Below are 23,055 nucleotides of genomic sequence, written 5' to 3'. Positions count from 1 at the left end.
TACCGTTGTGGTGTACCAATAATTTAGTTATACACTATCCTTTAATAAAAAACAATAGAGTTTTTTTAAAATTTCGATTTTTATGATTAATTAACAATTAAAACTATACACAAAAAAACGCCATTGCCATAAAACAATAGCTTAGTGCTAGTTTTGCGGGAAAGGCGTTAGTTGGTTATTCTTTTTTAGCTTCATAGTCGATCTGCAAACGATGAATTTGAGAATCTTTTTCTATAACTGAGAGAGCGGATTTCATACTGCTTCGGATATGAGCCCTTGCTACTTGTTCAGCTAAATCAGGATCTCCACTTTCAATTGCATCACATATCTGTAAATGTTCTTTAAGATTTGTCTTGAGTCGATCTTGATGAGACAAGGAAGTAGATCGAATCAAACTTATTTTTGAGTGTAAGTTTTGAAAGATGCTAATCAAATAAGGATTTTCCGAGTTGTCTGCCATTAAATGATGGAAATGCCCATTGATCCGAGCCTGCTTTTTCACATCATCTTCTTTCGCAGCGAGCCGAACATTTTCCCGCATTTCCTCTACAAAACTTTTATCCTCTTTCTCGGCGAGCAACCTTGAGGATAAACCTTCCATGTACTCTCTAACACTATAAAGATCTATTAATTGCTGAGAAGAAAATGATGGAATGGCAACTCCTTTTTTGGGCGTGTAAATGACCAAACCTTCTTTTTCCAGCTGTTGAAATGCTTCCCTTACAGGTGTACGGCTGACTCCTAGCGTGTCAGCAATTTCTCTTTCACTTAAATTTTCACCTGGACGAAAATAACCGCTTAAAATTGTTTCACGCAAATTATTAAATACAAGATCTTTCTTCATCCTTTTCACCCTCTATTCTTTAATAGATAAAGTCTACTCTGAGTTCTATGAAAATAATTAGATAAAGAAGAAAAAACCAATACGGTATACCACTAATGCAACTATAAGTTAAAATTCACTTAAAAGCAAAGAGTTTACCTTCTTACCTTTTTTACAGCATAATTGTTGAATACGCTTTAATTACGCAAACAGACTAACAAGCAATCAAAAACATCCTCAGCCACAACAAAGGAGAAGACGCCAACTCACAGCGCCTTCTCCTTTTCAATTAAAAATCATACGCCGCTTCCTTCTCCTCGCGGATTTTCGTGAAAGTTTCCGTCAACACCACCGTGTCTTCTGCCAACCGTTCAAGGCGGAAAATCACATCGTGGTTGATGATTTCTTTTTGGTAGAAATCTTCTTCCAGGATGAAAACGAAGGTTTGGACCATCTGTGCTTTCATGTAGGCAAGAATGGGCTTCAACTGCGTATCGGCCACCATGTAATGCTTCGCAGATCCTGCCGTCACCAGCATGCTGACGACTTTGTCGCGGAAGGCATTGACGGGAAGCAGGTCAAAAATGTTTTTTAACGCGGCCGGGATCGATGCCTGGAAAATCGGTGTACCGATCACAATGGCATCCGCTTCCATGATGGTTTTCGTCACGAAGCCTGTGTCGCCTTCGTAATCCAAGTAATTGCGGCCGTCGCTGAACTCCATCTTATAGTCAGCGAGATCAATCAAGGTCGTTTCCACGTCCGGATACTTTTCTGAAATTGCTTTGAGCGTTGCCGTAACAGCAACTCTTGTTTTTGAACCGATTTGCGAACCGGACAATCCAACAATTTTCATTTGAATCTCTCCTTACTTTTTAGCGGTATATTTCTTAATTGCCGGCAGGATTTCGGTGCCGATCAATTCCAGGTTTTTTTTGATGTTGTCCATCGGCATGCCGCCAAAGTCGATTTGGGCCACGTAGCGCTGATGATTAAACACTTCGTGCTGATACAGGATTTTCTCAATAATCTGTTGCGGGCTGCCGATGTTCATGATGTTATGCGGATCGACGCCTTGCGCGAAAAGCTGCTTTGGAAAACCTCCACCGTTGGTCTTTTTCATGCCTTCGTTAATGTGTGGGTACAACTCTTTCAATGCCTGTTGGGAATTTTCGGCCGCGTAGAAAAAGCCGGCTGTCGCGATTGGCAATTGGGCAGGGTCGTGTCCGCCCGCTCTTGCCGCTTCACGGTAGCTGTCTACGGTGCGTTTAAATTGCGATGCGGCTCCGCCTAAATGGGCCATGAACATTGGCACACCAGCGTAGCCTGCTTTCATCGCACTGGCCGGCGTACCGCCCACTGCCCGCCAAATCGGCAGCGAGCCATCCACCGGACGCGGCAATACTTGCGCATCACGCAACGGTTTACGGAACTCACCGCTCCAGTTGACGATTTCGTTTTCATTAATCATCCGAAGCAGGTCAAACTTCTCTTCAAACAAGTCTTCGTAGTTATGGAGATCGTAGCCAAGCAAGTCAAACAGGCCAACACGGGAAGCGCGTCCTGCGACAATTTCTGCCCGCCCATTGGAAATCAAATCAAGCGTCGCAAAGTTCTCGTATACCCGAACCGGATCCGACGTGCTGATGATCGTCGACGAACTGGCAATCTTTATTTTTGAAGTCGCTTGGGCAATCGCCGAAAGAACGACGGCATGTGCTTGTGTCGCAAAATATTCCTGGTGGCTTTCGCCTACACTAAAAAAGTCAACGCCCGCTTGTTCGGCAAGCACGGCATAGTTGATAATGTCATGAATTCTTTCCTGTACTGGGATTCTTTCTCCTGTCGCAGGGTTCGGAAGATGATCCCCCAGCGTGTAAATGCCAAACTCCATTCCGTTGTCCGGATTGATGCGATATTTCTCCATAGGTATATCCACCTTTCAAATAAATGCCTCTATCCGTTAGTATACCCATCAACCTCTTTCTTCATAAGTACGCACTTTAAAGTGGTATAGTATACAAAAAGATACTTAGGGGGAAGCACCTGTGGAAAAGACACCTGAAAACTGCCAAGTCGAAGATGCTCTCGGCATCCTTGTCGGCAAATGGAAGCCCGTCATCCTGTTATATCTGCTGCAAGAAGGTACCAAGCGCTTTAGCGAACTCAAACGAAAAATGCCCGGTATCACTCAAAAAATGCTGACGAAACAATTACGCGAACTGGAAGACGAAGACATCATCCAGCGCGTCGTCTATGCCCAAGTCCCGCCAAAAGTCGAATACTCCATGACCGACTACGGCCGGAGCCTCGAGCCTGTTCTGGATGCCATGCATGACTGGGGTGCGAAGCATACGGTGAGGAAAGTCTTGAAGGCCGATCAGGTGAAGAGTTCGTAGTAGTGAATTGAGCGGGTGCCTGGCACCCGCTCAATTTTTCTGCTCCGGGGTGAGAGTTACTAATTGGTTTTAGTCTCTAACCCGGGTGTTCGTTTTTCCAACCCGGGTGTTCGCTTCTCCAACCCGGGTGTTCACTTTCCTAACCCGGGTGTTTCCTTTTCTAACCCGCGATTCCTCATTTAAAAATTCAAGGAAGAAGAAACCATGGCTAGTACAGAAAGACGCATCACGACAATAGGCAACTCCTTGGGTTAGACATGTGTTGAAAGCAAAAAGGACCAAGTCGAGTGGTGATGCCTTTATAACGGACAGCTTTAATGGAGCGTTCGCACTGATCCTACAGGAGTAGTCCCACATTCGTACAGTAATTATCCGAGTTAAGGATCTCCAGTGTACTTTAATTGGTTCAAAAGCTAATCCTTCCGTCCTAAACAATCGATTAGCTTCATGAAAAGCTAAACTATCGGACGCTTACTGTCCATCTCTTTAAATATAAAACGCCGTCTTCAATGAAATCAGTTCAGATTTCATTGAAGACGGCGTTTTTTCTATACAAATTTTGTTCATAAACTGAATCTTTCCGCTCGCCTCGGCACCACTTATTAAACGCGAGAGCTTAAGACTTCCCTATTATGTTACTTAGGTATCCTATGATCTCATTTCTGCCGTACACAACAAATTTATACTCTATCCCTTTAAGGTCTTTTATATAAAACCCATTTGGGACAAGCTTTAAAGTATTTCTTCTCCCCACTTCAATGATAGATGACAATTCAACTTCAACTTGTTCTGTTTGAAAATTTACTTTATGAGGGGTAAATACCACTTTCTCTTCCGTGATAATAAGCCTTCCCCCTACACCTTCCCAACCTTTAAATAAGTTGGCAGGAATATTGAAAATTTCTTCTTTCCCCTTGGTTTTTACCACGACCAGATCGCCTCACAATGTAAGATTTTGTTTAATAGTCTTAACGTTTTTCAAATAAACGAAATCCATATATTAAACTAATAAATATTGAATGACATTACTGCAGCTATCAAATCTTAAGCAATAGGTAAAGCAATTGTGAACATTGTATCATATTTTACTTTTATCACTATTTTATTCCAATAAATACCAGAAAAATATTAGGTATTACAAACGACATTGGAGGTTCTCTTGTCGCCTTTAATTGGGTCACTCTATACCTCTCGGATTGCTATTTTTTTCTACATTCAAGAGTTATGAATAGGCTGGATTGAATTTGACATGGTGGCGAGATTTAGAGCCGCGATTGCATTGATTAAAGCAAAAATATGTTATTATAAAAGAAAGAGGTGATCGACAATGGAGCCCAAACGTAAACTGGAAATTGCAAGCATTGCCATGAAGGAGCGTCGAAATTCCAAGTCGACTCTGCCAGATGATTTCCTGAAAACTTTAGAAGAGAGGACAGGAGAAATTGTTTCTGATTTAAAACCGGGAAGACAACGTCCCCGCTCTGAAGATGAGACAAAAATCCTTCTGATGTTTGAAAAAGAATATGGAAAACAGAGCGGAACTATATAGAGAAAAATTAGCTCGGTTAAAAGACCTGCCCTTAGCAGAGAAAAATATCCGCGTGGCCGGTCTTGTTACTGAATATATTGAGGGTAAACATTCCAACATACACCTGATAGTGGTCGGTGGTCTTAGCGTCGAGTATTATACTACCGGACAGTATGCAACTGTGGATATTTATTTTATTGAAACTTCACATGAATAATTATGTTAATGTGTTCTTCGAAACAATCAAAGAGCTGGGACAGTAATTTTACTGTCCTTGCTCTTTTTTCACTTCATCTTTGTTCCACCTGCCCCACACTTTATATTCATTTTTTATTAAATAGTTCCCGCACTATACCTCTATTGTAAGGGGCGGTAATCGTTGTATCGGACGTAGGGACGCGAATTCACCTATTAAAAGTATACAAGTACGATTAGAATTATGTGTAAACAGATAATTCATTTCCTGCCTCTAATTCAACCAATTACTTTTTAAACATTCCTGCTAAATCAGCGTGGGCTTAATCGAACCATAAATAAAAGAAAAAACCCACTCCATCCCTGAAGTGGGTTCCCTCTTTCTACTGCCGTATAAACAGCTGGGTATGATAAATCCCGTACGACCCGCCTTTATAGATTCCAACACCTAAATGCGTATAATCTTTGTTCAATATATTCGCTTTATGCCCCGGACTATTCATCCATGACGCCATAACGCTTTCAGCGCTTCGTTGACCGGCAGCGATATTCTCTCCCGCTGCAGTATAGGAAATGCCTCTGGCTTTAAGCAAATCAAATGGACTGCCGTATGTCGGTGATTGGTGGCTGAAATAATTATTTTCTGCCATGTCTTTTGATTTAATCAATGCCGCGTCCTGCAACCCTTTATGCAGTTTAACTGCTCGCGCGCCGACTTTTGCTCGTTCCTGATTGACCAAGTTCAGCACTTCCGTCATCATTGCCGCCTCTCCGGCTGGAATTGCCGGTGAAGTCGGAGCATTTGCCTCAAGACTGCGGTAGATGAATACCGCCATCTGTACGCGGTCGACGTTTTGATTTGGACTGAATGTTGTTTTCGTCGTACCGGTGGTAATGCCGTTATGAACCAATGTATCGACATAAGAATAATGCCACTGAGATGCCGATACATCTGTAAATGCCTTGATTCCTGAACCCGATCCTTTCAGATTAAATGCCTCCACCAGAATCTTCGCAACTTGCGCACGGGTCGCCGGCTGTGTCGGATTGAATTTCTCATCTTTCGCGAACACGCCAAGGTCAACAAGTGCAGCAATTTCCGCATAGCCTGAAGTTTTAGGCGTAACATCCTTGAAGTTCGGATCTGGCCGATTTTCAGTTGGGATGTTCAAAGCCCGTACAATCATCATGGCACTCTGTGCACGCGTCACAGAATCATGCGGACGGAAAGTCCCATCCATATGCCCTTTGATGATGCCTTTATCAGCCAATTCCGTAATCTCAGCATGTGCCCAATAATTTTTCGAAACATCCGAGAACGACGAAGCGGCCAAGGACGGCGATGCTGTGAAAATAAAGAACAGCAATGCGGCCAACGCAATAAAATTAAGCTTTTTAACCAGTGTTTTCACTCCATCAGTCATATTCTCTCTCCCACCTCACTATTAGTTTCTTCAATGAATATTATTATACCCTATATTATAATTAATTAGAAATTTTATCCAATATTATAGGAATATAAAATTAATTCTCATTGAAAAATAATGAAATAGGGAATCCCAAAAGCAGCCGATAATAATCATTTGTGAAATGGCCACTACCTAACAGGATTAATACATAGCATAAAATTATCAGTAATACCCGCAGGATTGAAGCATTTGAATATTGGTATTGAAGCTTCTTCAAAATAGTCCCCTTTACGAAATAATGATTTTAAGACACACTGCCAGTTACTAGCGAATGAAATGTCACATACCCACGACTTCTCTGCAAAATCTCATGTTCCAATGAGATGAACGCACAATAAATCGCATTAAAAAAACCTCACTCCGTAAAGGAATGAGATTTTGAAATTCCAGCTATTTTCAATTGCCCTACTTCATTTACTCAACTTCCCCACTCTATCCCCAATGATCAAGCTCTCCAAATCGTTTGGGTAATGAGTGATCAAGTTTGTGCCTTTTTTCGTCAGAACGACGGTATCGGAATGCCTGAAGCCTCCGACATCCGGAATGTAGAGACCGGGCTCTACACAAAAAACCATTCCTTCCTGTAAGACGAGATCGTTGTCATAGCGCAAAGAAGGCTCTTCGTGCAAACCGATGCCAATTCCATGTCCGGTTCGATGATTCATATATTCTTCTACGCCGCCTTTCTCAAAAATCTTGCGGGCCACTTCATTCACTTCTTTTGCTGTAACGCCTACTTTGATGAAATCCAAAGCGGCCAGCTGCGCTTCAAGAACCAAGTGAAAAAGTTCCTTTTGCCGTTCCGTCGGCTGGCCGATAAAAAAGGTTCTTTCGCATTCTGCACGGTAACCGTTCAGTCCAACTTGACGGCTATGAATAAGGATGTCTTGCTCCTCCAATTTCCGGGTATTGGAAAAGACGTGCGGCATATTCGTACGCGCCAGACCGGAAGGGGACATCGCGAAATAATCCAATGTGGCATTGGGGTGTTTTCTCGCCACCTCTGTAAAGAGCGCATTGGTGCCAAACTGGTCAAATTCCATTTCCGTCATTCCTGCTTTGACGTTTCCGATGGAACTTTCAACTGCCAAACTGACCAAACGGCCGGATTCCGTAATCAAATCAATTTCTTCTTGATCCTTTATGTAACGCATTTCAGCAATGGGCTGATCCAAGTTGACCAACTGAAAGCCTTGTTCTTCCAGCAACCGCTCGAGTTTGACTGGAAATGATGAAAACTCAATCCCTACCTTTGTTCCAGCTGGATACTTGCGCATGATCCCAGCCAGGTGTTCAAGATGCGAACGCCCTTCCTCTGCGCGCAGTTTCGTTTCATGATAGACGTATAGCCGGTCGACATTGGCTTTTTCTTTGCTGTGCTCTTCTTCCAAAGATGGAACAATCAATGCTGTTTCCTGCTTATCAATCACCAAGACAATCGGCCGTGAATAAGTGAGGGCTTTTAATCCGCTGAAATAATATTGATTCTCAAAATTCATGACAATGGAAACCTCAATTTCTTGGTTTTCCATCCTTTCCCGTAAAGCTTGAATTCTTTTTTTCGTATTCATTCTAAAACCGCCTTTTCTTTTTGTTGGTTAGATGTTGCCAATGTCATTACAATGAGGACCACAATCGCTACAGGAATAGAATTCTAACTATTCCCCTTACTTAACAAGACTGCTTACTGCTTATTTAGGGATTTCTCTTTATGGAGAAAAACTTATAGTTGTTAGTATACCTAAATATATTCAAAATAGTTAGAATACTAATGGCGTGAAAATAAAAAACATGAGACCGTTAAAAATAACGAATAGCGAGCAGCTTTAATGGAGTGTTCGCACTGATCCGCCAAGAGCTGTCCCAGGTTTGTATAATAATTATCAGAATTTATGATTCCAAGTGTTCTTTGCTGTGTTGCTTCAAATGCCAGTCCTTCAGCTTCAAACAATTGAGTCGTTTCATGAAAAGTTAAGGATTGATTGATGCATCGCATGCTCTCGTATTGAGTACCATCTGACTCTATGATCATTTGACGAATCGCTTCATCTGATGCCGCACTGGCTGATGTTTCGTGCCGAACAAAAACACTGGAAGGCTTCATCCCTTTACTTGCAAGATGATAAGGTCTTCTCGATCCGCGCGTAATTTCAATCTTCACTACTTGCTTGCCATCAATGGTCCGGATTTCAGCGGAGCTATGCACTAATATATCCGGCTTTATGCTGTCCCTCAAAATGTTGCTGATGGTTTCCAAATCTTTTTGGGGTTTGTCAAACCGACCACTGTACCGTCATCTTCAATCCCGATTAGTATTTCCCCTCCATCTGTATTTGCGAAAGCTATATTTTCTTTTTTCAGTCCCTCCGTTATTTCGCGTTTCAGTTCAAGTTTTTGACTTTCTTCAAACATATGTATCACCTCAATCTTCTTCTATTTTTAAATCAATTATTTTAAAAATCGATTATAATCGATTAATCAATTACCTTTTTAGATTGAAATAATATTTCGACAATAGCATACTGCACCTGCGCTGATAAAGCCCGCTTGAATTACATGCAGTAAATCACGGGTTCGATCATCAACCGGGTGGATTTTGTGCTGGAAATGAAAAATCCGGGCATCCCTGGCGCGATCGATCGCAGTCACTTCGGTGCAATTGGCACGGATCGAGTCGGTCAGTTTCCAGGAAAAGTTAAGCAGGAGGTGAGCCATGACCCGAAAACGCGAGTTCAACCCCCATGCCTATTACCACCTCATCATGCGAAGCAACAAATGGGGTTGGTCAATCGGCGCTACAGCGCTTCCTATGCGAAACGCTATGGCCATATCGGCGAAATCTACCAAGAGCGTTATTTTGCCGAGGAAGTCGATTTGCACCTGGGCCTCCTCACCGTCAGCAGCTCTATCCCCCGCAACCCGATCCAGACGAAGCAGCCGATGGTCGAGCGGCTGGTGCGGTATCCGTACAGTTCGTTTCCGCTTTACTGGGACGACCTTCCTCGGGCACCGGCTTTTGGACCGGAAGCTGCTGTTGGACTTGCTGCCTCCCCCGTTCGAGAAGAACAGCACGGCGTACTGCATGTATTGCCTGACCGCGGAAGAAGATAAACACGTAGAGGACGTGGAGCCGCCGGTGATGTAGGATACGAAGTGTCCAGAGGACACCGATTTCCAGCAGTTCCAAAATGGTCCCTGTGTTCGAAACAGTTATGACTATTTAGCACCTCCAATAAATATGCCAAAGCCGCACCTCGAAACCATTGGGCTCCTCGATGCGGCATTTTTTTCATGCAATTGTCATGTATAAACTGAATTCTCTCTGACAGAGGGGCGCGATTTTCAAAATCATATGATGAAAATTAACTGAACTCTTGAACTCTAGTAGGATTGATTTTTAATACAAATTTATTTCATCCATTATTTAACATATTACTCTATTCTTTTGTATATGCTAGAACTTTTGTGTACTTCTTTGTAAAATTGCAATGTATCCTTATCTTGAATTTTTCCGTTGTAATCAGAGTCACCGAAATGCAAAACATTCCCTTCAACTGTGCTAGTATTCATATCAAGAGCGACTGCATAAGTATATGTTAAACCTTCTACTACTATAAATATTTCCTCGTCTTCGCTACTTATGCTGATAAAAATTTCTTCTTTATCTTTTCCTTCTTCTCCAGTAACCCATCCTCCTACCAATGGCTCGTGAAGTTGCATAAGCTCCATTTTCCTGTTTTCTTCCTTCTCTATCTTTCTTTCCTCAACCTCCTCCTTTGCCAATAAAGCTTCTTTTTCCTTTTCTTCAGTTTTTTGCTCTTCTAATATAGTTTCAAATTCATCTTCCTCAATTCTTCTATAATTGAAATAGCTACCAAATTCGGTTTCCAAACTAATTTCATCAAAGTTGAATTCTGCTCCAAGGTATTTAGACATTCCCATGCTATGAACTTCATCGTCTTTTAAAATTTCCAATTCATCGCTAATACTATACTGCAAAGATTCTCCTCCACTATACTCTTCCCAAGTATAGTGATTATCTACTGCATAAATATGCGTAATAGTATTCTCATTTGATTCCCAGTAACCCTCAAATTTGGACAAATGCCCTAAATTCTTTAATGCTCCACTCTCTAACAAAATCTGAGTAATTTTCTCAAACTCATTTTCCTGTGCATATTCTAATGGAGAAAGTATATCTTCATTTAAAAAGTTCACATCGATTTTAAGATTCAATAAAGAAAGTAAAGTTTCACTGTCTTCATTTTCAACTGATATATATAGTAGGTTTTGTTTTTCTTTTTCAATGATTTCAGGCACAGAGTCCAATTCAAGCAGTAAATTTACAAATTCCACATTCTGATCAGTAACTGCAGCTTTCAACCATTTAAGATAATCTTCCTCTTTAATTTCAGTTAAAGGAAGCAATTTTTCAATTGAGTCGAGTTCTTCATATTCCATTGCATACTCCAATGCGGTATAATCTTGTTTATTTTTAAGATTTGGATTTGCTCCCGACTTCAGCAATAAATTAATTATAGCTTTATCTTTTTCTTTTGCTGCTATGAGCAAAGGTGTATTACCATCCGAGTCTTGTGCATCGATGTATCCACCTTTTTCCAAGAAGTATTTATATAGTGAGTGCGTTTTGTTTCTATGATCAGTTAAATACAATAGTAAGTTTTTTTCATCATGATCCGTAGAATTTATTTTTGCACCTTTATCAAAAAGGAACTCAAATATCTCTTTAGATGCTCCTGAGTCAACGGCGTAAAAAAGAAGAGGCTTTTCATCAATTAAACCATTTACATCTGCTCCCAATTCGAACATTTTCTCTAAAGCAGTCAAATCATTTTCAGCAAGGGTTTTTTTAAGCATGGTCCCTCCCACTGCATAGCCATCCATATTTTCATATTCATCCAGTAATAGCATCATAATGTCATAGTACTGATTTGAAGTCCCTAGTGAATCAATATAAACCAAAGCGTCGTAACCATTTTCCCCATCAGCGAATGGCTCCATTCCAAAGGATAACAAAAGTTTTACTAATTGCTCATCCTTAGTGTTAATAGCAAAATAGATTAAAGGTACTTTACCGCTTCGTATATTCGGATCAGCTCCCAAGGTCAATAAGTTTTCAATGTAAGCCAAGCCTTCTTTTTCAAGAACCGCCTTTTCCAATAGAGTTTTTCCTTCATCCAATACTAAGTTTGGGTCTGCTCCCAATGACAATAGCTGCAGAATCCGCGGTTTATTGTCTGCGATCACTGCTTTGTTCAGAGCATAATCATCCAATTGTGTATCGAGCGTTTTGTTTTCAATAAAATTAAAATAGAGTCCGTCTGCTCCCGGCAGGAATTTCCCCGCTGAGGCAAATGAGGCCCAGTTCATCATAAGAGATAAAGCCACCAAGAAAGAGACAATATACCTTGGCTGAATGATTTTAAATCTTAGAAATGCTTCCCTGTAGCTATCATAAAAACTGAACAGAGGCTTTAGTTTTGTTTTCGTTCTATAAAGTTTCTTTTTCAAATGCTTTGAAAAGACATCTTTTGAATATTCTCTCTCCTTAATAACTTTTATATAAATCGAATGCAACGCTTTATAACTTACATCACTCAATTTTAATGAAATCCGTTTTTTGTTTGTCGTATAACCATTGTATAGTTCAAACACCTTCATCATTTGAACAGAACTTGGTTTCGCATCTTTTTGAAGCGAATGATAGTGATGGAAAGAATTGAATACCGATTTTTTGGTTTCTTTAAATTTTGTAACGGATAAGTGAATCATACGCGAAACTATTACCTCCATGGATGGAAGCTGGATGTCCGCGAAAGCAGATGAGGTTTCAATTTGTACCGGCATCTTCTCCAATAACAGCATATATTGCTTTAATGCTTCAGCATCGTTCTTTTTCTGCCAGAATTCCTTTTCGATAAAGGCCAACATATAATTGAACTTGAGAGCAGAAATTGTGTCTTTCACTTTCTCGCCGTCTATTGAAACTTCACCAAAAGGAACATTTCTTTTAACATATGATTCCATTTTTTGAAACAGATCCTGACTGAAGGAATGTTGGTTTTTCCGGAAAGCTTCTTCCAGCGTCTGGGTATTCTTCTGCAACCAGACATCAACCTTTTTCACTTCAGACGCTTTTATCGTAAATGAAAAACACATCGCTTCCCCGTCGAAAGCTTCGGCTTCATAGCCGAACTTATTCAAATCGCTATTAATCCTTTGCGCAAAGCCACCGTAAAGTGAGAAGTATATATTGAAGTATTCACTTCCGAGTTTCGTTAATAGTTTCTGGTAAGTGGCGTAAACCTGGTCCCAAGTTTTATCAACCAAACTACCAGAATAATTTATCCTGTCTTCATCGCTGGTCATCGCTTGGGATATTTTCCTTCCAACTATCCCTCCCAACGGTCCTGCAATCACTGCTCCTACTAAGCCCACACCCAAATTCAGTAATTGCTTTTCGCCTCTTTCTGCCGTAATTTCCTGCATTACCTGATTATAGCTTTGTAGTTGCTGACCATGGGTTTCAAGAGTCTTTAATAAATCATTCGTATTTTCCAACAGTCCCTGCTGGTAATAGGTGAAAACTTTGCTGTCTGCCTTGTATCTCTTTAGAATCGATGAAAACATTGAATTCTTCGAGACTTTTTCATAAAAATCACTGTAAGTTTTCCAAGTATTCGACACAGTTAAGACACTGTTTAATTCAGCCAAAACAGTTTTCGGTTGAATCAGAACTGAAAGTTCTCTAATTAAACTTTTCCGTGAATCATGGGTAGTTTTTTTATCATTCAATTGCCTATCTATGGAACTCAAGCGATTAAAAATTCGTTTATCTATAGCATTTTTAATCTTCTCAAGATCTTTTGCCGCATCCTTTTTCGCCAGCTCCTGCAATTGTTGATTAATGTTCTGATTTATATCCTTGCTAATTGTGATTTTAAGTTTCTGTACTTGTTCGTTTAGAGCCTTACTGTACCCCTTGTTATTCATCTCATTCTTCATCACTTTTCCTTAGATTTTATAACCATTCAAAAATCCCTAATCCTGCATCTAAAGAATCCATATCAAAATCCATTAGCAATTCTCCGCCCAGTACCGAAGCTGCATCAGATCCATGAGCGAAGGTTCCACTTACATAGTCCGTTAAAGTGGGAAGGCTGTTTTCATTTAATGAGCCATTGAAGTTATATTGCGTTGAATCTCCCAGTTGTTCCGTAATACCTAATAATTCCATATCACTTGAGTAATAGGCAGTTTCCCCAGTCGAGCTGTCAAAAGACATACTCTCCAATTGAAAATCATTTGTATAAGTCATATCAGCTACTGCAGTATTTTCAACTGTAAAAGCTTGCTGATTGTAAGTAGCATCCATGATGGATTGTCCACCACCAGGTAGTTCGGCCGAAACACTCTGCACACCCATATGTGCATCTGTGACCGTTACGCCCCCCATTTGATTTTGAGTCATATAACCAAGCGCATTTCCAGTCGAATCCAATAAAATTGATTGATCCCCTGGCCACGGCATAGCAATCGTGCCGTTCAGATTAATTCCACTATTGTTCAATACTTTTGTTATTGTAGATTGTGGATATGCTGCGTTAAGAAAATCCATAATAGCACTCCTATCTCCTAAGTTAATATTCTAGAAATATTAAGAATAAACATGTACCTATTATACTTCAAAACATTTACAAATAAATAGTTTTTTAAAACTATTTATTTAAAAATTTTAATAAAATTCAATTGTCCGCTATACCACAAGAAGTTCGAATTAATCGTAGGAATATTTTTTAGGAAGCGGTCAATGTATAACAATTTTTTTATATAAAAATAGATTTACGATCCCAAGAAACTTATTGTTACGGGATAGAATTTTCTTTCACGTACATGTGAAGTGTATTGTTAAGGTTTCTTATTACTGCCTCTTCGCTTAGGATGCAAATTATTAAATTAATCCTTCAAATGATAGAATGGTCGTATGCCCCCCTTCCATTTTTAGACTACTTAAAGAAGAGGTGAAAACTCACAATGAAGTATTGAAAGGACATTTTATTTAACATACTTTTTTCTAACTCTAAGTTAATATTTTTAATCAATGATAAAAGTCATATTAGGATATTCTTTCCGTTACAGCGGTTATTATCTGCTCTTTCCCTCTTCTCAAATTGAAGAAGACTTTGTTATTAATGTGATAAATCCCTGGCATACTTCTTTATCCCTTCCCAACCAAATCCTGTGTAAAAATCCCCTATTTCTAATATCCTTATACTCAACTACGATATAAGAGGGATAACTATGCAAACTGAAATGTGGACCGACTTTGCTTGACCGTTTTGCTATATTGGCAAACGGCGTCTGGAAGACGCCATTCAGAAGATTGATCATCCAATTGAAGTAACGTACAGAAGTTTCGAACTGGATCCGACGATGGATCGCCATGTAAAAGAGAATATGCATGAGAAATTGGCCAATAAATATGGTATGAGCATCGAACAAGCAAAAGCAAATACGCAAAACATGGTCCAAATGGCGAGTGAACTCGGATTGGACTACCAAATGGATACGCTGATTTTGACGAACACATTTGACGCCCATCGCTTAACGCTGTTTGCGAAAGAACATGGCTTAATGAAAGACATGACTGAACGGATTCTGCGTGCTTACTTCACTGAATCCAAACATATCGGTAATCACGAAACCTTGACCGAGTTGGCAGCAGAAGTGGGCTTGGACAAAGAAGCAGTCCAACAAATGCTTGCAAGCGATAGAATGGCGGATGCCGTTCGCGCAGATGAGCAGGAAGCACGCCGGATTGGAGTAACCGGTGTCCCGTTCTATCTGATTAATAAAAAGTATGCACTCACTGGTGCGCAGCCGACTGAGATTTTTGTCCAGGCGTTAAACCAAGTGATTACAGAGGATGAAAAAGCTGAAGGTTGAGTAGAGCTTAATTCAGAAGACGCGAATGTCTTATTCTGTGCGATAAAAGAATTTGTTTATAAGACATTACGCTGCTCCAGGCATTACATGGAGTTACCATAATAATAAAAATAAACAAAGGTAGAGCTAACCCGAATAAATGTTGGGTTGGTTCTTTTTGATTGGCTGGTACTTTAACTTTGCTGTTTAATCTTCCGCTGCTTTTTAGTGTGTTTTCTTCTTCAAAGTAGAAAGCCTATTCCAAATTAAGGAATGAGTTTTCTTATTTTGCTTCATACATTCTATTAACGAAACTTTAAATTGATCGCTCGTGCTAAGAATACTGAATACTCAGCTCTTGTTGTCGGCTCTAATGGATGGAAAGTCTTATCCGGCCACCTTGCCATTCAGGCTTGCGCGGTTGTCGGCGAACCCGATTCTATCAGGGAAGAAGCTGTTATTACTTATCTGAAATTGTATGAAGGACACCAAGTTGAAGCAGAAGAGCTGCGTGAGTTCTGCGCAAAAGACCTATCCTATTTTAAAGTCCGCAGAAGTTCCACTTTATCGCCGATTTTTCCGAGGACGTCGATTGGGAAAATCCAGAAGAACTTATTGCGGGGGAAATAATCTAAAACTCCTTTAAAATAATTTTACTTTTCCCACACAAATAAAAAGCGGCAACTAGTAACCTCTGAATGGGTACTAGTTGCCGCTCTATATAATGAAATCAGTTCTTATTATTATTATCTAGAGATACTTTTAACATTCTTTATAATTCATTTTATTCTACAAGTTCAGCTTCAAGTAGTGGCAAACTGATTTGGTAACCCGCTTGAGATTCATAAGTATGTGATCCTTTGATCAATCCATACACCGTAACTATATCTTCATCTACAAATTCAGTCGTTCCATCGTAAGTTACATAGACGACGTCATCGTAGCTATAGCCATAAGTCTCCTTAGTTACTGCTAGTCTCATAACTGTGCTGCTTGAATCCTCCATTATTTGAAGTATTTCACCAGTATATTGAACAAACTTGTCGTAGTACTTATCTGGATTTTTGTTTAACTCAGCGAAACGTATTTCTTTAGCACTCACTTTTTTCTCTTGAAGGGCTGCTTTTCTATCACTATCAGCTTTCTGAGTTATTTCTTCTCCGCTATAGCCTGCACCAATTTGCATTACTACGTCGTTGTATAAAGCGTACTCTCCTTCTCCTTCACCTGTACTGAAAAATGTAAGATTACCATATTCATCTTCATAGTTTTTATCTTTCCAATTTTCATTAAAACCTTCTTTTACAGGGATTTTGATATGTAAGAGGTAATTTTCATTTTGTTCCGGCATCCCACTTTCTTCTGGAATCGTGGCATTTTCCACAATAATTTTGCCATCATTAACTTTGGCCGGATACCTTTGAAGTAAAACCACTTCTTCATCTGCAGCATTGGTCACTACTGATTCCACAGTAAGTTCCACGTCTGTAGCAGTTGGAAGATCGGTAGTTATTTTAACAGTAGTAGTATTGCTCTCCTTATTAAAACTTGCTTCAATTAATTCAACTGAAAACACCTCAGCAGGTTCGTCGACACTTTCAGCTTCAACTTCATAATCAGTATCCTGCTGATAATACTCGTCAGGATAAAAGAAAGCGAACATCGAGATAAATACTAGGCCGCTAATAACTGTAACACCAAAAGCTTTTAACGATTCCTTAAACTTTTTCATAAACAGAAATACAATAGTTACTACAAATAATACTATTGTTAAAATCAGTAATACCCATGCTAGTACATCGAAAAGTTGTTGATTCATTGCGAAATCTTCCTATCTACTTTTATTTTGTTAAACTATGTAATACCAAATTTATCTATCGAATCGTTTGATTACATTGAAAACAGTATATATATCTATGTAGCTTTAGTAATCTAATTTTTTTATGAATATGAGCATCAACTCGACAAAAATATCTTTTATATTTGTTTTATATTACCTTAAAAATTATACTTTATACCTTATTCGTTGTATATATCATAATTAAAATGGCATCAATAATAAAAAACATGTAAATGATTAATCATGGTCTTCCAAATTCATCTACATAACAAATTGCAGCTGCGTGTGATGAAATTATATCTATTTAGCACTCCCACAAACATACCAAAGCCGCATCACGAAACCCTTGAGGTTCCCAGATGCGGCTTTTAGGCCATACAATTATTGTTCATAATCTGAATTACCTCTTGAGCAGGGCTCTATGTAAATTAACAAATGAGCACTACCAAGTCCATCACTCGCCCTGACGCTCCAATCCCACACCCACATAATTCAAACAATCTGCATCCTTCGTCAGATGATAACCAATACCCGACTCCATCACTTGCCTTTCAAACTGCATGGTCTGCACCTGCATCTTGTAGCGCAGTTCGTAGGCCCGTTGGATTTTTTTGCTGAATGTATGCAACTGACATCCAAGAGGATTGTACTGCTGTTGCTTAGTTTGCCCGAGTGTGTCTTGTCCCTGAGCGTCTGTAACTCTTTACATGCCGAAGCGACAGCCACACAGTCTTCGCGGAATGGTGACCTGCAGGGGAATAGGATAATATCGCGTTCTTTATCGAGGATGAGTGGATTCATGCTCTTCTTCTCCAGTATAGCCCGGGCGCCTTCCAATGCACCTCTCATACTGGAACCGCGAAAACGCAAATTTGTGTCGATCAAATTTAAGGGGCTTAAACCGGCTTTGGTGATTCCGTCCGTACGAAGTAATATTATTCCCCTTACTTTAACTCTTCTTCTGCCTCCGGCTCCCACTCAATCTCTTCATACGGATCCATCATCTCAAGTTTCACCTGAAATTCTTCATAAGCCATCAGCATTTTGCCGATTTCTTCCCCTGCAAGCTTCAGCGAAATCAGGAACACCCTTTAACCAAAAATCCCCAAAAGATCCCCAAACTTACCAATCGAATGATCAAACCCACTAACTTCCCCAAAGCCATAAGCTGCATAAACAAAAGGAATCCCTGCAAATTTTGCGGCTTGGTGGTCACCTTCCGTATCTCCAATATACACAGGGTTCTTCAACTTGTTTCTCTCCATAATCAGTTTTATGTTCTCCCCTTTGGTCAGTCCGGTTCTTCCGGGGTTTTCGAAATCGAGGAAATGCTTATCCAATTCATGGTAGGCATAAAAGCTTTCGATATAGCCTTCCTGGCAATTGCTGACGATGTATAATTTATATTTCTTACTCAATTCTTTTAAAACTTCTTCCACTCCGTCAAATAGTTGGCCGCCCCGTGCGCTTAAGTACTGGCATTCCACTTTTGAGAATTGCTTTAATAAGGCTTGCTGCTCTTCTCCTGACAAGTCCGGTAACAGTTTTTGACCGATTTCCTTTTGCTGAAGCCCCATGACACCTTTCACATCATCTTGCGACAATTCTGTCTGAACTTTCTCCGCCTTTAATACACTATTCCATGCTTCTCCGACGACAGCCGTAGAATCCCAAAGCGTTCCATCCAAATCAAAAATAATGCTATCCATTGGTTCACCTTATCCTTTCCAAACATTTCGATTATATTTAACAATCCTCGTTCTTTAACCGCTTCGGCCGCTTAGGGCATGGCTCCCGCAAGAAGCCGGAAAAAGAATCTGTCTTCTTGCGGGAGCCTATCCCATGGACGCGCCACGCTGATATATATTAAGCAAAATGCAAGCTTCAATTTCTTCACTAACTTACCTATGGCAAGCGCAGCTGTTTTTGCAAAATATCCGCTGGGAAAGATCATTAGTTCAACTTATATAGCTAACTCCTATTATATATGGAAAAGAGGAGCATTCCAAAACTGCTCCTCTTTCATTCATACTATAGATTATCTCACTTATTTTTCAATACCTTTTAATGAGTCAATTGTACTTACCCGATAACGTTCCCGTTTCTTTTCCATGCAAACATAACACTATAATGTTATGTTATTTTATGTTCCTAAACCTAATAAGAATAACCATCATAATTCATAGTCTTGTTAAATTACTTCTACTTGTTCATATCGCATTGTAAACATTCAGGAGAAGGATGATTTCTACGATAAAGCATTAACGAAAAATAAATATATCAAAAATCCCATTCCAGCAGTACGGAATGGGATTTTGCTATTAACATTTAAACTATTAACGAAATTCCGGATTCATCGCTCTCGCCAAGAACACCGAATACTCCGCACGAGTGGTAGGTTCTCCTGGATGGAACGTTTCATCCGGATAACCCGTAGTGATGCCATTCTCGTAAAGATCCGAAATAAAACCTTTCGCCCAATGCCCCGATCTTACATCGCTAAAGTGATTCGCCTTACTCGATTTCAATTCATAAGCGATGCTAATGACTTTGGCCATTTCTGAACGCTTCAAAACATCATTTGGCGCAAAAGTACCGTCCGGGTTCCCAGTAAACAGACCGGCTTTCGAGACAGCCGCAATGTAGTTTTTCCCCCAATGCTTGTTCGGAACATCTTTATAGCCGGAAGAGACATCTACAATTGGTAAATCCAGTGCCAAGGCCAGCATTTTCGCTGCTTCTGCACGCGTCGTGTCCTTATCAGGTTGGAATCCGCCATTTGGATAACCACCGATAATCTGGTCATCGCCTAAGTACATGATTTCTTCCAATGCCCAGTGAACAACTTTCAAATCAGGGTAGTTGCCATCGACAACTGTGACGGGAATAGCTTGGCTGCTATTTCCAGCGGCATCCGAAGCTGTGATAGACAATTTCGCGCCGACTTTTTGTTTCTTGATGTTCACTTCATAGTTGCCTTTGGAATCGGTTGTTGCCGTTCCGATGGTAGTCGAGCCGTTTTTCACACTCACTTTAGACGCAGCTTCAGCTGTTCCGATCACACGTGTAGAATGATGCGTCACCTTGTTATCGAAAGAAAGGGCTGGAGCTGTCCCGTCTACGACTACAGTTTCTTTTACTGCACTAACGTTTCCAGCTTGGTCAGTTGCCGTAATGGTTAACACCGTTCCTGCTTTTTGTTTAGAGATGGCAACTGAGTACTTTCCGTCGCCACTCGTTGTTGCTTTGCCAATTTCTTTACTTCCTACTTTGACGAAAATTTGTGCAGCGGCTTCTGCTGTTCCCGTCACAGCTGTTGATTGATCTGTCACCTTGCTTACGGTCGGAGTGCTTGGTGCAGTTGCATCGAGAACTATTACTTCTTTAGCAGGACTCGTATTGCCAGCAGCATCAGTTGCTGTTACTTGGATTTTTGTCCCCGCCTGTTGTGCTGCTATCGTTATGTTGTACTTACCGTCTTCTGCTACTTTACCAGTGCCTAATTCTTTGTCAGCTGCTTTAACAGAAACTAGAGAAGCGGCTTCGGCTGTCCCTGTAACAGCTGATGATTTATCAGTCACTTCATTTACATTTGGAACTGACGGAGCAGTGCCATCCGTTACAGTTACTTCGCTTGCCGTACTTGTATTTCCAGCAGCATCTGTTGCTGTCACTTGAATCTTCGTTCCGACTTTTTGTACAGCGATGCGCACATTATACTTACCGTCTGAGGAAACAGTTGCTGTTCCCAATTCAGTGCTACCGGCTTTAATGGAAATCAAAGCATCTACTTCTCCTGAACCTATTACAGCTACCGATTTGTCTGTTACTTTACCAACTGTTGGTGCTGTTGGTGCTGTTGCATCCAAAACAGTTACCGCTTTTGCTGCACTAACATTTCCAGCTGCGTCTGTGGCAGTTATGCTTAGTTTTGTTCCAGCTTTTTGTTTTGCAATTGTCACAGCAAAATCTCCATCACTGTTTGCAGTTGCCTTTCCAATTTCGGTACCGGCAGCTTTTACTACAACAATTGAACCTGCCTCCGCAGTTCCTTTTATAACTGTTGATTTGTCCGTCACTTCTTCGACTGTCGGCACTGCAGGAGCCGTTGCATCCAAGACAGTTACTTGCGTTGCCTGGCTGACATTTCCTGCTTTATCGGTAGCGGTTAGTTTCAGCACTGTTCCAGCTTGCTGTTTTTGAATCGTAACAGCGTAATTGCCTTCTTGGTTTGCTGTTGCTTTACCAATTTCAGTAGCTCCAGCTTTAACCGATACTACTGAACCCGCTTCGACTGTTCCTGTGATTGAAGTTGTTTTGTCCGTCACTTTTTCTACAACCGGTTTTTCCGGAGCTGTAACATCACTTACTGTAATCTCTTTTGCTTCACTGGTATTGCCTGCTGCATCAGCTGCAGCTATAGAAAGCTTGAGTCCAGCCTTCTGTTTTTCAATAGCAATCGAGAACTTTCCAAACTCATCAGTGTTTCCTTCGGCAATTACCGTTTCTCCAGCCTTAACTGTAACCACTGACTTAGCTTCTGCTGTACCACTGACTGTTAAATCTTTGTCAGAGACAGGATTCACTATCAGTAAAGCAGGAGCCGTTTTGTCTTCAACTGTAATGCTTTCCTTCTCACTGACAATGCCAGTTTCGTTGCTAACAGAGACAGTTAACTCAATTCCCGCTTTTTGAGCTGGAATTTCGATGTTAAATTCTCCTGCTGCATCGGTATTTCCTGAACCAATAACAGATTCTCCTTTTTGAACCGACACCTTAGTGCCAGGAGACGCTTTTCCGGTTACGGAAGTTGATTTATCGCTTACCGGATTTACGGTGGGCTTTGAAAGTAACGTTGTTGCAGTTACTTTTACCATTTCACTTGTGTTATTACTTGTATCAACCGCAGCTATTGCCAATTCATAAGTCGTACCTTCATTCAACTTTTCAAATTTGTATGAAGCTGCATCCGCAGGTAGTGTAGTTATTAACTTATCATTAGAATACAAAGCATACTCTTTTAAATCACTTTCTGCGCCTGTCTTCCAGACCACTCCAATTTCATTATGTGTTTCTTTTAAAACAGTAAATCCACTGACATTTGCAGGCGGCAATACGTCTATTACTGCGAACTCTTTTTTCATATCATTTCCGAAAACATCTCTTAAGTTGAACTGGATTCCTTCAGGAGTTACATCTTCAGCTAGTGTGGCAAAAGATCCATCTGCTTCAAGTGAAACCGGATTGCCTTGTAATGAAACGTCCAGGAAAGGCAATGTCTTTCCAACTATTTCTAGAGTATTGTTTTCGTTTGTTAATTCTTCGTTGTCGATTGTAAATGGAACTTCATAAGGCTGGTTCGAGACGATAGTCGAACGAATCGAATTTTGTCCACCAACAATTCTTACTGCACCTGGAGATACAGAAGTATTTGAACCATAAGTTACAGATTTAGCATTTAGACTACCTTGGATGGTTAGTCCACCATGGCTTATGAGTGTGCCGAAAACATATACATTTCCGGTTATTGTTACATCATCGGCTATAGTAATAGTAGAGTTGGGACCAATATATAGGTCTTTATCAATTACTTTACCAATCCAAGTTTCTTTTTTTGTAGTTATAAGATATGACAATTTAAGATCATTTAATGATGGAGAATCAAGATCACTTATTTGATGAGATACAACAAAATTCAGTTCATTTATTGGCTCCGATAAAGAATCGCTGTAATACATCTTATAGTTCGAAGCGTTGTCATATGCCGCTACATAATTAAATTTCCAAAGTCCCCCTTCATCCATTGCTCCTACGGTGTAAGAACCTTCAAATAGACCACTGACTTCATTCAAGTA

21 protein-coding genes are annotated in these 23,055 nt (G+C 40.3%); 5 read left to right on the top strand and 16 right to left on the bottom strand.

Annotated features, from left to right (window positions below):
• Positions 1-175: 175 nt before the first annotated feature.
• From QOZ98_RS08065 to QOZ98_RS08055, 3 genes are all read right to left on the bottom strand, one after another.
• Positions 176-844 carry a GntR family transcriptional regulator gene (locus QOZ98_RS08065; RefSeq protein ID WP_308786969.1) on the bottom strand — a complete coding sequence of 223 codons (669 nt, stop codon included), beginning with the start codon at positions 842-844 and terminating at the stop codon, positions 176-178.
• A 268-nt stretch (positions 845-1,112) separates the two neighbouring features.
• A complete protein-coding gene (locus QOZ98_RS08060; RefSeq protein ID WP_308786968.1) occupies positions 1,113-1,679 on the bottom strand; it encodes an NADPH-dependent FMN reductase in 567 nt (188 codons plus the stop codon).
• Positions 1,680-1,691: 12 nt separating this feature from the next.
• Positions 1,692-2,750 (bottom strand): LLM class flavin-dependent oxidoreductase, encoded by a 1,059-nt coding sequence (locus QOZ98_RS08055; protein ID WP_308786967.1) that lies wholly within the window; start codon positions 2,748-2,750, stop codon positions 1,692-1,694.
• A gap of 121 nt (positions 2,751-2,871) precedes the next feature.
• On the opposite strand from QOZ98_RS08055, the gene QOZ98_RS08050 reads away from it, so the two are divergent.
• Positions 2,872-3,222 carry a winged helix-turn-helix transcriptional regulator gene (locus QOZ98_RS08050; protein ID WP_308786966.1) on the top strand — a complete coding sequence of 117 codons (351 nt, stop codon included), beginning with the start codon at positions 2,872-2,874 and terminating at the stop codon, positions 3,220-3,222.
• 616 nt (positions 3,223-3,838) lie between these two features.
• Here QOZ98_RS08050 and QOZ98_RS08045 read toward each other — a convergent pair.
• Positions 3,839-4,150, bottom strand: a complete 312-nt coding sequence (locus QOZ98_RS08045; protein ID WP_308786965.1) for a hypothetical protein — start codon at positions 4,148-4,150, stop codon at positions 3,839-3,841.
• Positions 4,151-4,549: 399 nt separating this feature from the next.
• On the opposite strand from QOZ98_RS08045, the gene QOZ98_RS08040 reads away from it, so the two are divergent.
• The gene (locus tag QOZ98_RS08040; RefSeq protein ID WP_308786964.1) at positions 4,550-4,771 is read left to right on the top strand and encodes a hypothetical protein; all 222 of its coding nucleotides are present in this window, start codon (positions 4,550-4,552) and stop codon (positions 4,769-4,771) included.
• Between the two features lie 557 nt (positions 4,772-5,328).
• On the opposite strand, the gene QOZ98_RS08035 is transcribed toward QOZ98_RS08040, so the two are convergent.
• The 5 genes from QOZ98_RS08035 to QOZ98_RS08015 form a co-directional block, all read right to left on the bottom strand.
• Entirely contained in the window at positions 5,329-6,369 is a 1,041-nt protein-coding gene (locus QOZ98_RS08035) for an S-layer homology domain-containing protein (RefSeq protein ID WP_308786963.1), read from the bottom strand.
• A 455-nt stretch (positions 6,370-6,824) separates the two neighbouring features.
• On the bottom strand, positions 6,825-7,985 hold the full coding sequence (locus QOZ98_RS08030; RefSeq protein WP_308786962.1) for a M24 family metallopeptidase: 1,161 nt from the start codon (positions 7,983-7,985) through the stop codon (positions 6,825-6,827).
• A gap of 197 nt (positions 7,986-8,182) precedes the next feature.
• Positions 8,183-8,620: a hypothetical protein gene (locus tag QOZ98_RS08025; protein WP_308786961.1), complete on the bottom strand. Its 438-nt coding sequence runs from the start codon at positions 8,618-8,620 to the stop codon at positions 8,183-8,185.
• Positions 8,621-8,646: 26 nt separating this feature from the next.
• Positions 8,647-8,826 carry an AlbA family DNA-binding domain-containing protein gene (locus QOZ98_RS08020; RefSeq protein WP_308786960.1) on the bottom strand — a complete coding sequence of 60 codons (180 nt, stop codon included), beginning with the start codon at positions 8,824-8,826 and terminating at the stop codon, positions 8,647-8,649.
• Positions 8,827-8,904: 78 nt separating this feature from the next.
• The gene (locus QOZ98_RS08015; protein ID WP_308786959.1) at positions 8,905-9,150 is read right to left on the bottom strand and encodes a hypothetical protein; all 246 of its coding nucleotides are present in this window, start codon (positions 9,148-9,150) and stop codon (positions 8,905-8,907) included.
• Positions 9,151-9,189: 39 nt separating this feature from the next.
• On the opposite strand from QOZ98_RS08015, the gene QOZ98_RS08010 reads away from it, so the two are divergent.
• Positions 9,190-9,525, top strand: a complete 336-nt coding sequence (locus QOZ98_RS08010; RefSeq protein ID WP_308786958.1) for a hypothetical protein — start codon at positions 9,190-9,192, stop codon at positions 9,523-9,525.
• Positions 9,526-9,846: 321 nt separating this feature from the next.
• On the opposite strand, the gene QOZ98_RS08005 is transcribed toward QOZ98_RS08010, so the two are convergent.
• Positions 9,847-13,440: an ankyrin repeat domain-containing protein gene (locus QOZ98_RS08005; protein WP_308786957.1), complete on the bottom strand. Its 3,594-nt coding sequence runs from the start codon at positions 13,438-13,440 to the stop codon at positions 9,847-9,849.
• A 16-nt stretch (positions 13,441-13,456) separates the two neighbouring features.
• Positions 13,457-14,053, bottom strand: a complete 597-nt coding sequence (locus QOZ98_RS08000) for a hypothetical protein (protein ID WP_308786956.1) — start codon at positions 14,051-14,053, stop codon at positions 13,457-13,459.
• Between the two features lie 728 nt (positions 14,054-14,781).
• Here QOZ98_RS08000 and QOZ98_RS07995 point away from each other — a divergent pair.
• Together QOZ98_RS07995 and QOZ98_RS07990 are read left to right on the top strand one after the other, a co-directional pair.
• Positions 14,782-15,381, top strand: a complete 600-nt coding sequence (locus QOZ98_RS07995) for a DsbA family oxidoreductase (protein WP_308787272.1) — start codon at positions 14,782-14,784, stop codon at positions 15,379-15,381.
• Between the two features lie 300 nt (positions 15,382-15,681).
• Positions 15,682-15,990 (top strand): AMP-binding enzyme, encoded by a 309-nt coding sequence (locus QOZ98_RS07990; RefSeq protein ID WP_308786955.1) that lies wholly within the window; start codon positions 15,682-15,684, stop codon positions 15,988-15,990.
• A gap of 154 nt (positions 15,991-16,144) precedes the next feature.
• Here QOZ98_RS07990 and QOZ98_RS07985 read toward each other — a convergent pair whose 3' ends face one another.
• The 5 genes from QOZ98_RS07985 to QOZ98_RS07970 form a co-directional block, all read right to left on the bottom strand.
• Entirely contained in the window at positions 16,145-17,179 is a 1,035-nt protein-coding gene (locus QOZ98_RS07985) for a hypothetical protein (protein WP_308786954.1), read from the bottom strand.
• Positions 17,180-17,740: 561 nt separating this feature from the next.
• Positions 17,741-18,178 carry a competence protein ComK gene (locus QOZ98_RS18915; RefSeq protein ID WP_407676702.1) on the bottom strand — a complete coding sequence of 146 codons (438 nt, stop codon included), beginning with the start codon at positions 18,176-18,178 and terminating at the stop codon, positions 17,741-17,743.
• Complete coding sequence (locus QOZ98_RS07980) at positions 18,145-18,288, bottom strand: DUF7713 domain-containing protein (protein ID WP_308786953.1); 144 nt, start codon at positions 18,286-18,288, stop codon at positions 18,145-18,147. The genes QOZ98_RS18915 and QOZ98_RS07980 overlap by 34 nt, the downstream gene beginning before the upstream one ends.
• A gap of 3 nt (positions 18,289-18,291) precedes the next feature.
• Positions 18,292-18,909, bottom strand: coding sequence for an HAD family hydrolase (locus QOZ98_RS07975; RefSeq protein ID WP_308786952.1), 618 nt, complete (start codon positions 18,907-18,909; stop codon positions 18,292-18,294).
• 627 nt (positions 18,910-19,536) lie between these two features.
• Positions 19,537-23,055: Ig-like domain-containing protein (locus QOZ98_RS07970; RefSeq protein ID WP_308786951.1), on the bottom strand; the 3,519-nt coding region annotated here is incomplete at its 5' end.

This window comes from Planomicrobium stackebrandtii (genome assembly GCF_030814955.1).
Lineage (GTDB): Bacteria > Bacillota > Bacilli > Bacillales_A > Planococcaceae > Planococcus > Planococcus stackebrandtii.
The sequence above is the reverse complement of the archived record's forward strand: the minus strand, read 5'-3'. Positions and strand labels throughout refer to the sequence as shown.

Excerpts from the sequence above, each read along its gene's own strand:
- QOZ98_RS08020 (WP_308786960.1), bottom strand. The coding sequence starts at position 8,826 with ATGTTTGAAGAAAGTCAAAAACTTGAACTGAAACGCGAAATAACGGAG.
- QOZ98_RS08065 (WP_308786969.1), bottom strand. The coding sequence starts at position 844 with ATGAAGAAAGATCTTGTATTTAATAATTTGCGTGAAACAATTTTAAGC.
- QOZ98_RS08030 (WP_308786962.1), bottom strand. The coding sequence starts at position 7,985 with ATGAATACGAAAAAAAGAATTCAAGCTTTACGGGAAAGGATGGAAAAC.
- QOZ98_RS08000 (WP_308786956.1), bottom strand. The coding sequence starts at position 14,053 with ATGGATTTTCTTAACGCAGCATATCCACAATCTACAATAACAAAAGTA.
- QOZ98_RS08010 (WP_308786958.1), top strand. The coding sequence starts at position 9,190 with ATGGGGTTGGTCAATCGGCGCTACAGCGCTTCCTATGCGAAACGCTAT.
- QOZ98_RS08060 (WP_308786968.1), bottom strand. The coding sequence starts at position 1,679 with ATGAAAATTGTTGGATTGTCCGGTTCGCAAATCGGTTCAAAAACAAGA.
- QOZ98_RS07985 (WP_308786954.1), bottom strand. The coding sequence starts at position 17,179 with ATGAATCAACAACTTTTCGATGTACTAGCATGGGTATTACTGATTTTA.
- QOZ98_RS08035 (WP_308786963.1), bottom strand. The coding sequence starts at position 6,369 with ATGACTGATGGAGTGAAAACACTGGTTAAAAAGCTTAATTTTATTGCG.
- QOZ98_RS07975 (WP_308786952.1), bottom strand. The coding sequence starts at position 18,909 with ATGGATAGCATTATTTTTGATTTGGATGGAACGCTTTGGGATTCTACG.
- QOZ98_RS08040 (WP_308786964.1), top strand. The coding sequence starts at position 4,550 with ATGGAGCCCAAACGTAAACTGGAAATTGCAAGCATTGCCATGAAGGAG.
- QOZ98_RS08005 (WP_308786957.1), bottom strand. The coding sequence starts at position 13,440 with ATGAAGAATGAGATGAATAACAAGGGGTACAGTAAGGCTCTAAACGAA.
- QOZ98_RS08055 (WP_308786967.1), bottom strand. The coding sequence starts at position 2,750 with ATGGAGAAATATCGCATCAATCCGGACAACGGAATGGAGTTTGGCATT.